This window comes from Undibacterium sp. Di26W, assembly GCF_049340265.1.
Lineage (GTDB): Bacteria > Pseudomonadota > Gammaproteobacteria > Burkholderiales > Burkholderiaceae_D > Undibacterium.
On sequence record NZ_JBMPOR010000024.1, the window covers coordinates 65,846 to 81,087 of the forward strand.

18 protein-coding genes are annotated in these 15,242 nt (G+C 52.8%); 11 read left to right on the top strand and 7 right to left on the bottom strand.

Features of this window, described 5'->3' with window-relative positions:
• Positions 1-57: 57 nt before the first annotated feature.
• Positions 58-1,140, bottom strand: coding sequence for a catalase family peroxidase (locus tag ACO0LM_RS23115; RefSeq protein WP_423040349.1), 1,083 nt, complete (start codon positions 1,138-1,140; stop codon positions 58-60).
• 55 nt (positions 1,141-1,195) lie between these two features.
• On the opposite strand from ACO0LM_RS23115, the gene ACO0LM_RS23120 reads away from it, so the two are divergent.
• A complete protein-coding gene (locus ACO0LM_RS23120; RefSeq protein ID WP_423040351.1) occupies positions 1,196-1,846 on the top strand; it encodes a helix-turn-helix transcriptional regulator in 651 nt (216 codons plus the stop codon).
• Positions 1,847-1,982: 136 nt separating this feature from the next.
• Here ACO0LM_RS23120 and ACO0LM_RS23125 read toward each other — a convergent pair whose 3' ends face one another.
• Complete coding sequence (locus ACO0LM_RS23125; RefSeq protein WP_423040353.1) at positions 1,983-2,981, bottom strand: type II secretion system F family protein; 999 nt, start codon at positions 2,979-2,981, stop codon at positions 1,983-1,985.
• Between the two features lie 264 nt (positions 2,982-3,245).
• On the opposite strand from ACO0LM_RS23125, the gene ACO0LM_RS23130 reads away from it, so the two are divergent.
• Positions 3,246-3,947 carry a hypothetical protein gene (locus tag ACO0LM_RS23130; protein ID WP_423040355.1) on the top strand — a complete coding sequence of 234 codons (702 nt, stop codon included), beginning with the start codon at positions 3,246-3,248 and terminating at the stop codon, positions 3,945-3,947.
• Positions 3,948-4,256: 309 nt separating this feature from the next.
• Entirely contained in the window at positions 4,257-4,757 is a 501-nt protein-coding gene (locus ACO0LM_RS23135; RefSeq protein WP_423040357.1) for a glycine zipper 2TM domain-containing protein, read from the top strand.
• 103 nt (positions 4,758-4,860) lie between these two features.
• On the opposite strand, the gene ACO0LM_RS23140 is transcribed toward ACO0LM_RS23135, so the two are convergent.
• Both ACO0LM_RS23140 and ACO0LM_RS23145 read right to left on the bottom strand, forming a co-directional pair.
• Positions 4,861-5,325 carry a hypothetical protein gene (locus tag ACO0LM_RS23140; RefSeq protein WP_423040359.1) on the bottom strand — a complete coding sequence of 155 codons (465 nt, stop codon included), beginning with the start codon at positions 5,323-5,325 and terminating at the stop codon, positions 4,861-4,863.
• A 585-nt stretch (positions 5,326-5,910) separates the two neighbouring features.
• Positions 5,911-6,153, bottom strand: coding sequence for a hypothetical protein (locus ACO0LM_RS23145; protein ID WP_423040361.1), 243 nt, complete (start codon positions 6,151-6,153; stop codon positions 5,911-5,913).
• A gap of 48 nt (positions 6,154-6,201) precedes the next feature.
• Between ACO0LM_RS23145 and rsgA the strand changes: the two genes are divergently transcribed.
• The 8 genes from rsgA to ACO0LM_RS23185 all read left to right on the top strand — a co-directional run bounded on the left by rsgA (position 6,202) and on the right by ACO0LM_RS23185 (position 13,028).
• Positions 6,202-7,269, top strand: coding sequence for a ribosome small subunit-dependent GTPase A (gene rsgA / locus ACO0LM_RS23150; protein WP_423040363.1), 1,068 nt, complete (start codon positions 6,202-6,204; stop codon positions 7,267-7,269).
• A gap of 142 nt (positions 7,270-7,411) precedes the next feature.
• Positions 7,412-8,170 (top strand): polysaccharide deacetylase family protein, encoded by a 759-nt coding sequence (locus ACO0LM_RS23155; protein ID WP_423040365.1) that lies wholly within the window; start codon positions 7,412-7,414, stop codon positions 8,168-8,170.
• 160 nt (positions 8,171-8,330) lie between these two features.
• The gene (locus ACO0LM_RS23160; protein ID WP_423040367.1) at positions 8,331-8,726 is read left to right on the top strand and encodes a hypothetical protein; all 396 of its coding nucleotides are present in this window, start codon (positions 8,331-8,333) and stop codon (positions 8,724-8,726) included.
• Positions 8,727-8,856: 130 nt separating this feature from the next.
• Complete coding sequence (locus ACO0LM_RS23165; protein WP_423040369.1) at positions 8,857-9,918, top strand: serine hydrolase domain-containing protein; 1,062 nt, start codon at positions 8,857-8,859, stop codon at positions 9,916-9,918.
• 65 nt (positions 9,919-9,983) lie between these two features.
• Positions 9,984-11,099 carry a serine hydrolase domain-containing protein gene (locus tag ACO0LM_RS23170; RefSeq protein WP_423040371.1) on the top strand — a complete coding sequence of 372 codons (1,116 nt, stop codon included), beginning with the start codon at positions 9,984-9,986 and terminating at the stop codon, positions 11,097-11,099.
• Positions 11,100-11,451: 352 nt separating this feature from the next.
• Entirely contained in the window at positions 11,452-11,880 is a 429-nt protein-coding gene (locus ACO0LM_RS23175; protein ID WP_423040373.1) for a YeeE/YedE family protein, read from the top strand.
• Positions 11,880-12,317 (top strand): DUF6691 family protein, encoded by a 438-nt coding sequence (locus ACO0LM_RS23180; protein WP_423040375.1) that lies wholly within the window; start codon positions 11,880-11,882, stop codon positions 12,315-12,317. Before ACO0LM_RS23175 ends, ACO0LM_RS23180 begins: the two co-directional genes overlap by 1 nt.
• 183 nt (positions 12,318-12,500) lie before the next feature.
• Positions 12,501-13,028: a hypothetical protein gene (locus ACO0LM_RS23185; protein ID WP_423040377.1), complete on the top strand. Its 528-nt coding sequence runs from the start codon at positions 12,501-12,503 to the stop codon at positions 13,026-13,028.
• Positions 13,029-13,170: 142 nt separating this feature from the next.
• Here ACO0LM_RS23185 and ACO0LM_RS23190 read toward each other — a convergent pair whose 3' ends face one another.
• From ACO0LM_RS23190 to ACO0LM_RS23200, 3 genes are all read right to left on the bottom strand, one after another.
• On the bottom strand, positions 13,171-13,944 hold the full coding sequence (locus ACO0LM_RS23190; protein WP_423040379.1) for a hypothetical protein: 774 nt from the start codon (positions 13,942-13,944) through the stop codon (positions 13,171-13,173).
• A gap of 23 nt (positions 13,945-13,967) precedes the next feature.
• Positions 13,968-14,531 carry a hypothetical protein gene (locus ACO0LM_RS23195; RefSeq protein ID WP_423040381.1) on the bottom strand — a complete coding sequence of 188 codons (564 nt, stop codon included), beginning with the start codon at positions 14,529-14,531 and terminating at the stop codon, positions 13,968-13,970.
• Between the two features lie 242 nt (positions 14,532-14,773).
• Positions 14,774-15,241: a DUF5675 family protein gene (locus tag ACO0LM_RS23200; protein ID WP_423040383.1), complete on the bottom strand. Its 468-nt coding sequence runs from the start codon at positions 15,239-15,241 to the stop codon at positions 14,774-14,776.
• Between the last annotated feature and the right edge of the window lies 1 nt (position 15,242).

Sequence of the window (15,242 nt, forward strand, 5' to 3'; positions counted from 1 at the left end):
TCAGTACGCATACTAACCGGGTGAAGTATTGGTAGTGGGGGAAAAGGCCGTTGTTGTTTATTGTTGCCTGCGTCCGAACGAAACAGGGTAAGCATTTGAACGCGCATTGATCATCGGATCTGCTGCTTCAATACCATTTGGCAATGCATTTGGCAGAAAGAGTAATTTACTCTGTGCTGCATGGTTGTCTTCTGCTACTTTAGTGATGGACAAGACACCCAATTCCAGCGTGGGGCGACTGTCCGGCCAGGCGATTGACGGATCATCGAGTTTGTCGTCCGCACTTGCAATTTGCAGCATCATTTTAAACTTGATGGTACGGAGGGTAGCGCGCTGCTTTATCTCAGTCTGGAGGTAGTCAGATGCAACTTTGGCTGCCTGTTCGTCGCTCAGGTATTCGGCACCATCCACAGGCAAGAATTGATAACGGCCATAGGTGATTTTTCCAGTTGCATTGATAAATTTAAATGTGTTGACGCCATAGTAGGGCAAGCTCGCGTAGCTGACGGGAGCAGGTTTGGGTGTGGTGAGAAAAGTTTTAGCAATTGGATGTCCACTCAAGTAATTATCGAGCGGTGTCGGCTTTGGTGCATCTGGCCCACTCGTTCCCAACGCAATCAGTAGCTGATGAAAATCGCCTGCTGTTGGTGTTGGAAAACCGTTGAATGAATGCGCCACAATGTCCGTCATTGCGCCTTTGGGCAGCATAAATTTAATTGCCAATCCTCTGGGTGCTGCCAGTGGATGATTGTCTGGAATATCCGGTATCCCCGCAAAATTGGATAGCCGCACAACGACAGGGACTTTAAATCCTTGAAAGTGCGGGGCCTTACTGATCGTTTTTGCCTCTTTACTCGCAGTAAAACTGCCCTCAAGAACAATGCCTTTGGCGTGCACAGCCCGTGCTCCAGGGTGCTTGCCAAAAACGCCATTTAAGGCATCAACAAGTTCTACCGGGGTGACTGTTTCTGCTGTCGTCACTGTTTGTGCAGAGGTCGTTTGTGTCATGGAAAAGATGATGGGAAGGGCAATAATTTTCACGATTGATTTGGATATCGACATAGGAAACTCTCTTTGTGATGAGGAGGGGAGGTAGGAAGTATAACTATTAAAACCAATAATGACAATATGTATTGTCATTATTGGTTTTTTGTCTCGGCTATAATCCGATAGGAAAAATTATTTAGACGGCAAAGTGACAACAAAAAATAACATCCTCAATGCACTCCGGCGTGAATCGCTGACAGTAATTCAGCTATGTGAGCATTTGGGCGTCACGCGAAACGCCATCAACGTCCAACTGAAACAATTGGAAGCCGAGGGGCGGGTTCGTCGTAAAAAAGGAATGCAGACGGGCGTTCCTGGTAAGCCTGCAATTACCTATGAGGCAGCGCCTGGCAGTGAGGATGCGACTTCAAAAGCGTATCCTGTATTTTTAATGGGTTTAATTTCAACCTTGCGTAAAAAGTTGAACCCAGATGAGATGTTGAATGTACTGGATGAGACAGGACGAAATTTGGCCCGTACAGCCGGTCTTTCAGCATCCGCAGACTTTAATGATGACCTGTCACGTGTCATGAAAGTGGCTGATTCGATGGGGGCGAGTACTGAAGCAATAGCAGTACCGGGTGGAATTATGGTTCGCAACTATAGTTGCCCAGTGGGTGGTGCCGTGCGGTCGGAACCTTGTCTCTGCGTTACATTGGCCGCATTATTTTCTGAAGCCACCGGTAAGCCAGTAACGGAACGCTGCCTGCGCGATGATCGTTTGATCTGTCAATATTTCATAGAAATTGAAAAAGAACTGAAAGAAAAATTTCTCAATTCCCTTCCTGGTCAAAAATAAAACCAGGGACCATCTGATTCAGTCTCACGATGTGGGCGCTTCCCCTTTTCTAATTTCTCTCCGCGTATGACAGATTCGATTTTGTGATCTTCAGTCATACTTGGTCGCCCCATCGCTGTTCATGAAATGCATTTTGCTATGGATTCAAAGGCGCGTGCGGCATGAATGCGCCGCTTTTAAAAATGCTGTAGGCGATCATCGCCGCGATCATGCTGTAGATGACACGCGGTATCCATTCTGCCACCAGCCTTTGTTGCTGTTCCAGTTTGATGCTCTCTGTCTTGGCATAGCGTGTCAGCATGTCGGGCAGGCTGCCACTGGCTTCGCCGGTATGCACCATGCCTTGCAGGGTACTGTCGGTGATGGATGGCATGTTGCGCAAGGCGTCGCTGAGTGTCATGCCCTGCTGCACCAGCGGTAACAGGCGTGCCAGTTCTTGCCGTATCAATACATTGTCTGCCGCCTGCGTTGCCAGTGGCAGGGCATCAAACATCGGCAGGCCCGCTTCCAGCAACAAAGCCATGCTTTGCCAGAAATCACCCAGATTACGCCGCCTGTGCATGGCACCAAAAACCGGCAGGCGCAGCATCAGATGATCTGCCCAGGACACAGATGCATCCAGAGAACGCATCTGAAACCGGCGCAAGCCATATTGCCCGGCCATGATCACGGCGGCCACCAGGCCCAGCGCACGTAGTGCCTGCCACAGATAGGCTCCCGTCGTCAGTGTCCCGGCCACCAGCTGGGGCAGGGGTGTCACAAATAAAAACACCACAAACGTGAATGCCGGCATCACCAGGCGTGAACGGATGCCAGACAATTGCCGGGCTTTTTCTGTGTAATAGTCAGCCATGCGGCGGTACATCGGCGTCGGGTCACCGGCAGCCAGTGCCGCGCCCAGCAGGCCCGCTTCCAGCGGTGTCCACAAGCCGTGTTGCAATCCGGCCAGGGCGATATTCTGTCCATTCTGCATGGCACGCCGGGTACGATCCATCCTGGCCTGATACCTGCCCGGCAGTCTGATCATGGGCATGGCCTGCGCCGGGGCGATGCCGGCTTTACTGAGGGCGGCCAACTGATGCAGCATATCGGCACGCATGCCAATTGGCATCGGTAGGTGAGGGGTGCTAGTCATACAACGTATTGTGCCATGAAACAATTTTGCGCAAGTGTTGTCTGAGGTGGAAGAGACAGTTAGAGCCAGTTCAAAAAGACGAATAATCATTGTTTCGCACAAACAAAGCTTGAAGCTTGGCCACAAGCTAGTAAAATGATGCCTGAAAGCTATGTTTCGTTGTTGATCGCCTGTGTATGACGTGTATGACATGTGTATAAGCTGTGCATGACCTGATGAAGCACGAATGACATATCAATGCCGCAAAACACCGAGGAAGCCGCCATGTCTTTATCCAGAATATCCACTCCCATCTTCACCTCCACGCTTTACTGCGCGCTGTTGACGGTGTCCTTGACAGCCTGGTGCGGGTCGGCGGCTGCATCTGACATCCTGGAACTGCAAGACTATCATGCGTCAGAAGCCAAAACCGAGAGCAAGGGACCGTGGCTGGGTTTGCAACAGGCATCCAAGGGCTGGCGGCTGGTGGCGGTCAAGCCACAATTCAAGAAAATCCCCGACCCTCTCGACAAATCCGGTGTGCGGGTATCGGCCAATATCAGCAATACCCGCATGATATTGTCTGCCCCTGGCCTGAAAGCCGGTGCCGTTACCTTGTCAGATGAAGCCAAGGTCGTCAATGGTTCCATAGACGAAGAATTTGAATTGTCGACCCTGCCACCGCTGGGGCAAGAACGGCTAATGCACCTGCACGGTGATGAATACCACCTGCAAAACCGCGAAGGTCGCATCTACCTGGAATTGAATGGCGTAGCCCAATACCTGTTCGACTACACAGAAAACAAGGAAGACAACAATGCCAAGATCATCTGGGTGGGGGATCTTGATCACGACGGCAAACTCGATTTCATCTTCGACGCATCCAGCCAATACAACGTCACCGAACTGCGTCTGTACTTGTCTGGCGCTGCTGCCAAAGGTGAATTGTTGAAGCTGGTAGCGCAACGCAAAGCAACAGGATGCTGATTCATTTATTTGCCTGATCCGTCTGGTTTGGATGCTTTTTGTTATTGATGCGTCAGCACCTGTTTACGATCTGTAGCGAGCGAACGTCAGCGGGAGTCAGGGTAACAAAAACGCAGCGCAAAAAGCGGAATGTACTCTAAGACCATGAGCATTTTGAGCAGCGCATGAGCCCCGATCACGTTCGCGCTTAAGGTCGTAAGCAGGTTCTTACAAACGCTTACTTTTGTAACACCCTGTTCTGTCTCCTTTTTTGCTTGCTTATGCGTTAATGTGGCAAGCACTACTTTTTTCCATCTTCAGGAGATCAACATGGAACAAGCACAAACAGGCAAGCAAATTCATCCTCTGGTCGCCGGCGCAGCCTGCTCGGTCATACTGGTCAGCTTACTGGGTGTAGCAGCCATCACCGGTATTTTGCCCAGCTCGCACAGCACCACAGCACCAGCCGCCACGACGCTTGCTGCGACTGACAATGTCAATGGCATGAACGGTAATAATGGAAGCAACGGCAACAGCACATCCGGCATGAACAGCATGCAGCCTGCGCAGCAATATGCCGCCCCTGTCAACCACCCTAAAGTGGCACAGAGCAGCCATGGCAGCCAGCCTAGAACGTATAGCAACAATGCACCTGCCCAGCCAGTGGCCCACAATAACCAGAACAGCGCAGTCGGCATCGGTGTCGGCGCAGTTGTCGGTGGTCTGTTGGGTAGCCAGGTTGGTAATGGCAATGGCCGTACTCTGGCCACTATCGCCGGTGCAGTCGGTGGCGGTTATGTCGGCAATGAAGTAGCCAAGCGTAATCCGTAATCCGTAAGCTGATCATTGAGCGCTAGCGTATGGCTAGCGTAGGTATCAACAGAAAGGGAGGCCATGTGCCTCCCTTTCTGTTGTGTACCTTAAGCTGCCATGGCTAATTGCGTTTAAGTACAAAACCCCCCGACTGCGAGCGTATGAAATTAAATTTTTGTACTGGCCGGTTGCGGCCCTCGTTCACTCTGCTGTAGTTGACATGCAAGGCAGTGACGTCAGAATACGATTTCTTCCCCGCGATGAGGTTTTCCAATATCGATGCTAGCCTGATCGCTTCTTTCTTGCGTATCGCCGGTGTAGCATTGCTGTGCTTGCTGTTGATTAAGTCAATGCTGAGCTGGCGTGGGCTGGATGTCACTTCCACGCTGACCGCATTGTCATCGACCGCGGTGGTGATTTCATGTTGCAATGTGAGTGCTGCCGTGTCTTCACTGACAGGCAAGGTGGTATTGGTTTCTGGCGGTTCAGCACTCAATGCCGGTACCGTGATCGACACCATGAATGCGGTCAATACGCAGGACAGGCAATATTTTTCTTGCTGCCCCAATCTGAATGGATTACCCATGCTGTTCCCCTATTGATATTTGAATACAGATGTATGACAGGCTGGTCGTTAAAAAACCCGCCACTGGCGGGTTTCCGATTTTCTGGAGAGAATATGACAGCCCGTACTATCTGTACGGTGCGTCCTTGGAACCTGTTTTTGATCTTACTGCGCGAGCGCAATCGGAGTCCATGCGGGGCTCATGCGCGGCTCAAAATGCTCATGTACCAGAGTACATTTCGCTTTTTGCGCTGCGCTTAGTTACCCTGACCCCGCTGACACACGTACACTTGCTCGCTACAGATCGTAAACAGGTTCTTATCCCAAAAAATAGACCGATAGATCAATAGACCTACAGGCCCTGATGTCTTTCGCGCCACTGACAATACTTGCCTGCATCCCTTGCTATCTGCAAAGTGACACCGGTTACTGCAATGTAGGTAGAAGCTTATCCAATCCTGAAGCCTGGGTCTGTGCGTTACCACACCATGCCGCGATTATGCTGCGATCGTGCCACAGGGTAGCTAGCCCATCATCCTCAATCTGCAACACCCTGAGTCGCCAGTATTGACGCGCCACGCGTCTGCTGGCACACTCCGGTTAGCGTCAACTATCCCCCATCCACCATCCACAGGAGACAACACCATGCGTACCATTGATATTGCCACCCTGTCGGCTGCCTGATTCCGCTACACCTTCCATTTTCTGTATCTCCGTATTTGCCGGTACTTGCCATTGCTTGCCGATACTGACGTGCTGATCTGCGGTTGATCCCGCGCCGACCTCGATTGTCTTTTTAAGGCCCTGCTCGCCACGCGTGTTAAACACGCCATGCCTGCGGGAAGTCATCGTGCGTGCCCATGCATTGCACGATCACCAAATCTGGACCAGTACATCATGATCGATTTCGATTTTGCAGCACTACGCCGTATCGGCCTGACACAAGTCATCGCCAACCAGCTTTACACACTCTCCCTGACCCTGCCCAGCACCGGCGCGTTGCAGGCAGGCCGTATTACCGAAGTACACCGCGACTGGTTCACCGTTCACCAGGGCGTTAGCCCCTTGCATGCCCGATTGCAGCCCAGCCTGTTGCAGGCACTCGATAGCAATGACACCAGCCTGGCTGTAGGTGACTGGGTGTTGATGGACCAGCATGAACCGCCGCATATCATCGCCCGCATGCCACCGCTGACCCACCTGGCACGCCGCAGCAATGATGGGCGGCGACAGGCGCTTGCCAGCAATGTAGATACCGCATTGCTGGTCATGGGCCTGGACCATGATTTCAATCTGCGCCGCCTCGAACGTTATCTGGCACTCGTCCATGCGGCAGAGGTTGACCCTGTCATCATCCTCACCAAGGCCGATGTCAGCCCGCTTTCAGATGCACATTTGGTTGAAGTGACACAGCGCCTGTCTGGCAGCGTGCCCGTGTTTGCCGTCAATGGGCAAAGCGCAACAACGGCAGAGCTGCTCGCACCCTGGATGGGGGCAGGGCAGACGTTAATCTTGCTGGGCTCATCCGGTGCCGGCAAATCCACCCTGACCAATACCCTGGCCGCCAGCGCGCAAGACACGGGCGAAGTACGAGCCGGTGACAGCCGTGGCCACCACACCACCACGGCACGTTCATTGCACCTGTGCCCGCATGGGGCCTGCATCATCGACACTCCGGGTTTGCGCAGCCTGCAGCTGGATCTGGATGAAACCGCACTCAGCGCCAGTTTTGAAGACATCGACGCGCTGGCAATGCAATGCCAGTTCCGCGATTGTAGTCATCAGGCTGAACCCGGCTGTGCCGTGCGGGCAGCGGTGGATGAAGACCGTCTGCACAACTATCAAAAACTGCTGCGCGAAGCGCGCCGCAATCAACAAACGCCTCTGGATAAAATCGCCACCCGGTCAAAGTGGAAAGTGCTGATGCGATCCGTCAAGGAAAGGGATAAACAAAAGCGCGGATAGCATCATTTCCAGGGTAACGTGCACGGCCTGTTAGCCGCAGCGCCGTGCATTCATCATCCAATTTTTACCAAATGTAATTACGCTGTTTATTCGGCATGCAAAATGTATACTGGAACAAAAACCTGCATCCACACATTCATTGATGATTTTCTCTACGCGCCACAGTTTTCTTCTTGCCTGCACCAACCTGTTTTTTTGCTATACCGCCTATGCCAAACCGGTGGAAGTGCATGCGCGGCTGGCACCGCAAGCCAGGGCAGAAAACAAAGTGGCCCTGACTCTTGACGCCTGCTCGGGCCGTTTTGATGAATACTTGCTCTCCTTCCTGATACGCAAGCGCATACCCGCCACCATCTTTGTCACCAAAAAATGGCTGGATAAAAATCCCCGTGGTGTCGCCGTCATCAAATCCAACCTGGATTTGTTTGATGTCGAAGACCATGGCGAAAAGCATATACCCGCCGTCATCGGCAGCGGCAGAACCGTGTATGGCCTGGCCGGCGAACCCGACGTCGGCCACCTGCAACGCGAAGTCACCGAAGGTGCCAAGGCCATCACCAGCACCATCGGCATCGCGCCACAATGGTATCGCGGTGCCGGCGCCAAATATGATGCCGAAGCGATGACCGAAATTAAACGCCTGGGCTACAAGATCGCCGGTTTCTCGCTGAATGCTGATCACGGTGCCACCCTGCACAAACAAGCCATCGCTGACAAGTTCAAACGCCTGCAGCCCGGCGATGTCATCATCGCCCACATGAACAAACCCCAATCCGAATCCGCCCAGGGTCTGTCATCCGGATTGAACAAGGCCCTGAAACAGGGCTTTGTCTTCGTCCGCCTGGATCAGGTGGAAATGCAAAAAATGCCGGACCCAAAAACCAGGCGCGACAAATCCTGAGTGCTTGTAATATGATGCACGGTGCGCCGTGTGCATCATCCATGCAAAAAGGGTTCAGCGTCCGGTGCACGCAGCACACCCTGCACACCCTGCGCTGCTGCGGTGAGCATCATACATTTTGTGTGTTGGATTACAGGACATTTATAAGGGGCATTCATTCATGTATGCGTTAAAAATTAGTATTAATGGCGGTACGCCAATTGTTGCGGGTGGTGAGGACCTGGTAGTGCTCAATACCATTATTGATGGCACAGGAAAATTAGGCTCTCAGGCAAATTCGCGTCGTGGTGACGATACGTATGATTTTGCCGTTTCTGTCGGCGGCCTGACAGCAAGGAACGAGAATCAGACCGATGAACATCTGCGCTGGTTATCCCAGATGCCACTTCAGGTCGGCGATACAGTTCAGATCGAGATTGTAGAAACTACAGTCGTTGACCCGGTCATTAGCGGTAGCGAGGCTAAAAAAATGGAAGATGATGAACGTAGCTACTTTGAACACTGCAAAAAGGCGTATTTAGATATGCGTAATAAGTATGAATCTGCGCCAGAGTAGCAGGTGCATACTGTGTGATATTACTTGCTTTGCCGTGACCAATTGTCGTTGATATCCTTCAGCTATTTACATCCCTGGCAGGGTGCGCCGTGCGCACCATTTTTGCCATTTGATTGCCCGGACACCTGCCATGCGACTTTACCTGCCCATCATCATATCGGTGCTTGCCTGCGCCATCTTCATGCTTCATCCCGCACAGGCACAAGAACCACGGTCCGATCCCAAACTCAAGGCCTTGTTGGCGCAATGGGATCAGGATGAACATCCGGATTTGCGTAGCGTCCTGGTCCTGCAAGATGGCAACATCATCGCCGAACGTTACTACAACGGCGCAACGGCAGATGGCTTGCATGATGCCCGCTCGGTCGGCAAAAGCATTACCTCCTTGTTGCTGGGTGCTGCTGTAGACCGGGGCAGCATACGCAGCACCAGCGACCCGGTGTGGCAGTACTGGCCTGCCAGCAAAGGCAGCGCAGCAGGTGAGGCCACCCTGGCCCAGGTGTTGAACATGCGCTCTGGCCTGGCTGCCTTTGATGAAGATGCTGCATCCCCCGGCAATGAAGACAAACTCGACATCGCCCCCGATCCGCTGGCCTTTGTCCTATCCTTGCCCAGGGATAGCACTCCTGGTACCAGCTACCGCTATAACTCCGTCACCGCCTACCTGGCTGGCATCACCGTCGAAAAAGCCACCGGCCAGGATCTGGAAGCATTCGCCCGCACAGCCTTGTTCCAGCCATTGGGTATCAGCCACTGGCAGTGGGGGCGTGATATCGCCGGCCACCCCAAAGGCCAGGGCAACCTGTCGCTGACTGCCCGCGATCTCGCTAAAATTGGTCAACTGGTGCTCGACAAAGGCATGGTGCAAGGCCAGCGCGTCCTCAGCGCCGCCTGGATAGACGCCATGCTGGCACCGCAGGTAAGCATTGCTGATGTGGATAATTATGCCGACACCTATGGCTATTTTTGGTATGCCAGGACGCACACTGTAAAAACGCAGAAAGCGCAGATGAGCAAAGGGCAGGTGGTTCCAGTCTTTTTTGCATCCGGCAACGGCGGCAATAAAATTTATGTCATCCCCTCTCTGCATGCCGTCGTCGTCATCACCTCCAGCGCCTATGGAAAAGGCTATGGCCAGCGCCGTTCTGAAAACATATTGAAATCCATCCTGGCAGAAAAAATGAACCAATGATGCGGGTGGCGGTCAGTATGGCAGTCACTATCACATTGCCGATTGATTTCACCGCAGGGTAAGCCATGACATACTGGACCAGACGTCACTTCATGCTAGGTGGTGCCGCCGCGCTATTGGGCAAACATGCTTTTGCCGACTGCAGCAGTGGTATTGGCAGCAGCGACGTGATCGGTGCCGACAACCCCATCGTCGATGCCTTCGTCAAAGCCCAGCCATTCTATGGCGTGGTCATGCTGGGCAAGCATGGCCGGCCCACCTATGTACGTGCGATAGGCATGGCAAATATCGAAGCGCAAAAGCCGCTGCGGGCCGACACCCCGTTTGCCATCGCCTCCATTTCCAAATGGCTGACATCCGTCACCGTGCTGCGGCTGATCGAAATGGGCAAGCTCGATCTGGACGCACCTATCAATCGCTATCTGCCAGCACACCGCGCCGATACCGGCAGCAAGGTCACGCTGCGGCATTTGCTGTCCAACAGCAGCGGCATTCCCAACCAGTTTTCCAGCATGATCAAGGCCGACCGCAGCCTGTTCACCGCCAGCATGAGCACCGCACAGGCCATGCAACAGTTTTGCCAGGGCGAATCCATCTTCCCACCCGGCAGCAAGTTCGATTACGCCCTCACCAACTGGATCATCGTGGTGGGCATCGTGGAAGCTGTCACCGGCCAGCCGTTCCAGCAAGCCATGCGCAACATCACGCTTGATCCCTTGAAGCTGTCCGCCACCCGGGCCGACCAGGCCTATGCTGACGATGCCGCCACCGCCGTACCCTATGCCACCATCAACCCGCCAGCCCGCAAAACCGATATGCGTCAACCCTATTTGGCCGCCGGTGGCGGTTATTACAGCACCGCAAGCGATTTGATGAAGGCAGCACAAGCCATCTTCAACCAGGGCTTCATCACGCCCCAATCGCTGACCCAATTGACGCATATCGAAGTCGACAGTGAAAGCTATGCCCTGGGTGGCCGCGTCAAGAATCTGCAAATCGCCGGCCAGACCCATCGCTTCGGCTGGGAAACTGGCCGCACCACCGGCTATCGTTCCGTACTCGGGCATAGGCTCGATGGCGAAGACACCGTCATCCTCCTCAACAACACCGACCTGTCACAAAAAACGATGGATGAATTTGCCTACAGCCTGCTGGGGGCGAGTCAGGTGCCAGCGGCATAGAACGTAGGTACAAGCGTAGCGTAATCGTACGAATGTCCGTCACGGCTTGCTATCTTCAACTGCTGATTTTCTGAAGAGAATACAAAGCGGTGAAGTTCTTCCGGCGGGATAAAAGATAAGAAAATTTGAAGCATCTTCATCCTTGCCAGGCACAACATACGTGCGATTACGCTACACTAATCGCACCTACGCACTGCCGCAGGATAGTCATGCGGCGGCAAGCAATCCGGCTGGGACGGTATAATAATTGAACAGCGAATCTGTCAGAATGAGCAATTAGATTGAGCAATTAAAATAAACAAATAGAATCAGCAATTGAGTTGTTGAGCCCATAAATACAAAATACAAACGAATGACTAACCTGGCTATTTATACCTCTTTGGCGGGCGGCGCGTTAATAGGCACGTCTGCCGCGCTGTTGCTTTGGACCACGGGGTGTATTGCAGGTATCAGCAATATAGCGGGCAATTTATTTTCTGCCGACCCTGGCAAGCGGTGGTGGCGCGGCCTGTTTCTGTTCGGTCTGATTGGCGGTGCGGCAATTTGCTATGCGGTCGCTGGCCATGCACCCACTGCACGAGCACATTTTCCCTCCTGGTTACTTGCCGTCGCTGGCTTGTTCGTCGGATTTGGCACCTCGCTGGCGAATGGCTGTACCAGCGGCCACGGGGTGTGTGGAATAGGGCGCTTGTCGACACGGTCCATCGCAGCAACACTGATCTTTTTATCGACCGGCATCGTCACTGCGATGATTGTCCGTCATCTATTCAAGGTATTTTGATGTTTAGCTTCGTGTTCTGCCTAAGCAGCCTGGTTACAGGTCTCTTATTCGGTCTAGGGCTGGCGATATCAGGTATGACCGACCCCGGTCAAGTCCTTGATTTTCTGGACCTGGCGGGTAACTGGAATCCGGGTTTGCTATTCGTATTGGGTGCTGCCGTTGGCGTGACGGTGATTGCATTCAGGTGGATATTGCGTCGAAACAAGCCACTGTTTTCAGATCATTTCAATCTTCCAACACTGACGGCGATTGATAGCAATTTGGTCGTCGGGTCGATTATTTTTGGAATCGGCTGGGGAATCAGCGGGTATTGTCCTGGCCCTGCCATCGCCTCATTGGCTAGCCCCAGTTGGGAGACATGGATATTCTTGCCAGCCATGTTGGTGGGTGCGCTATTGCATCGTAGCTTGCAGGCGGGCAAAGTTAAAAAAGACTAGCGCTCGTTTCATGCCAGGTAGGCTTGATACCTACGAATGTTCATCGATAGCCTGCCTGCCTCCATCCAAGGAGTCTTCCTTGGGTACATAGTAAATTTGCATTTAAGTTTTCATTTTAATATTATAATGGCATCATGGTATTTCCCTGACGTCGTGGTATTTAGCTTGAGAATGGAGACGCACATGTCTGACATCAATCGCACTACCTGGGATTTTTTGGCTGATACCTACTGGTACGTGACTTACCTGGACCTGCCCGCCCTGGGGTTTTCAGCTTCAGATAATCTGCTGAGCTGGAAAGTCGACCAAACCGTCTGGCATATCTCTGGCTATAAAAACGGTTATTTCTGGGGCGTATCATCCGCCATTATTACTGATGCCGACCAGGGCAGCAGCGCATCCGGCAGCCCACAACAACGCAGCATGGTCGGTACCGTCACCGCCAACGGCCAGGTACAAATCAGCTTTATCCGTGGCAGCGGCCTGCGCGAATCCATCGTGACCGGCTTTGGCCACATGAGCAAGCTCGACCAGCAATGGGTATTCCAAATGCAAATGGCCACCTCAGGCGGCGGCGATCAAACCCTGCATTGGGCCAATATGCTCGAAACCAAACCGGGCGACCCCAGCTGGGACAGCCTGCCAGGCGTGAACTGCTCGGTGCAATCCATGCTGGAAGGGGCGAGTTATCCGCAGTTTGGGGAGGGGTAAATATATTGTCTGAATAGTCAATTACCAAAACATGTTGAACGCCAAAAATGGTAGCGGAAAACCTACGCGACCATAGTCAAATCAAGCAGGCAAATACCTGGCGCTGTTGTCAATGATAGTGTCAGGTATGAGAATGGTTGCCTCACTCCCCACCAAAAAACCTCACCCACTTCGACACCTCATCATCCGGTCCCACGCTGCGTGATGTGCAGATGTTGGATTTGCCCCAGCCGTTGTCTTTCAACTGGCCATCGTCGGTGACGTAATACGCCGTGTGGTAGTACTCGGTTTCTTTTTCGAAATTGGGTTTGTGGATGATCATGGTTTGTAGCATGGTCGGCATGGCGCGGCCGTCCTTGGTCTTGCAATTCCATTTGACGGCAGAGCCGCTGTCGTCTACCCGGATGGTGCCATGGTCATTGCTTTTGGGTTGATCCCACTTGATTTGGTACACCACATACGGCAGCTTGCCCGCAACGGCCTTGAACTGCGGGCTGTTCTGGTCTGCTGGCACGGTGTCGACCACGATCAGGGCCAGGTAAGCATTGCGACGGAAGGGCATGCGGCGGTAGTTGCGGCTTTCTTTCACCCAATAGCTGACATAGTAGGTGCCGGCGCGGGTTTCATACACCTTGCGCAGGTCGCTGGTGTTAAACAAGGCGGCGCGCGATTCCAGCACCAGCTCATAATTCAGTTTTTCGCCCCTGACGTTGATGGCATCATGGGCAAATGTACGGAACGCCGGGTCGCTGGCCATGCGGCTGTAGATCGGGCTATCTGCACGCTGGGTGACGACATTGGATTTGGTGTCCATGGCAGGCATGTCCGTCCAGGTCTGGGCGTGGCTGGCCATGGTTACGCCAGCAAAGCTGACGCTGACCACTGCCACGCACAAGGCAAGGCGTAAAGTCTTCATGAGGGTCTCAGGGGCAAAAAGATTCAGGCAATGGCGATATTGTTGACCAGCGAAAAATGCTTGAGCCGGTTGACAATCGCTTCGGAAGACACCAGCACGGTAAAGACGTTGTAGGCCCCATTACCTATCCAGAACGTGACATGGGACACGCCGCCTTGTTTCTGGGTGAACTCTGCACTGCTAGGTGCATAGTCGGTGGCAGAGGTCAGTTTGGCTTTAACCTCGTCACGGGCCATGCCGATTTCCCAGCGTAAGACTTGCGATGGCTGCAGGGCGATTTGGGCCGTGTTGTTGATCAGGTAAATGGTCTTGCTGTCGTAATGGATGGCGATGGCGCTGCCATCGCAAATGTCCAGGCAATTGTCGTCAGTGAACTTGCAAAAGGCATGAACCTTTTTCTCAAACTTCTTGCGCACACGCCGATTATGCCCCAGCCCATAAATGACATTGCCAGCGATCCACAACAGCACCGGCAAGCCCAATATATTCTGGATGTACTGGACGCTGGTGATTTTTCCTATCAGGTAAAGTAAAAAGCAACCGATCAACACGTTCCTGACAAAATTCAGCTTTAGTAAAGACAACATCTTGCATAGACCTCGCGTGTGGTGGAAAAAAGGCGGCTGCCTGCCCAGTCAGGACATCTACCTACTGGGTACTGGGTTACAGGATATTATAATTGTAAGGGCATGTTAATTATTCAATCGCCATGGGTGATTGTGTAATTAAACGTTACAGGTGGGTGGGTATAGCAGGGTGGGTCAAAAAAAAAGGTCTGCATGGATTCATGCAGACCTGTGGCGTAACTGCACCTTAACTGCAACCAGCACTAAGACCGCAGACTCGCTTGCCGGTCGTTATCAATCAACTGGATTTCCAGTGTGCCCTTGGCGGCGTCGTCTACGACAATGGGATACAGGCGCTTGTAAGCAGGGCGACTGGCACCGACGGACATATTATGTGTGTCTGTGACGGCACTGGTGCCCACCAGCAGGCAGCCCGATGTATCGGCCTGTGTGTTACCGCAATGGATCAGGATATATTCAAAGCCAGGCACATTCTGGATATGCAGCATGCCGCGATGGATATCCGGGAACAGTACTTTGTACTGCTCATTGTGCTTGCCTTCGGTACGCAACTTCACCTTGTAAGTACCGGCGGGAATGCGGGTTTCGTTCACCAGTTTCGTGACGCGATATTCATCTTCCAGGCCGAAACAGACAAAACGCCCGTCTACGGTGATATGGCTGATGGTGGCTTCGTCGTCAGAGATGAAACGGTCGACTACTATTTTCATG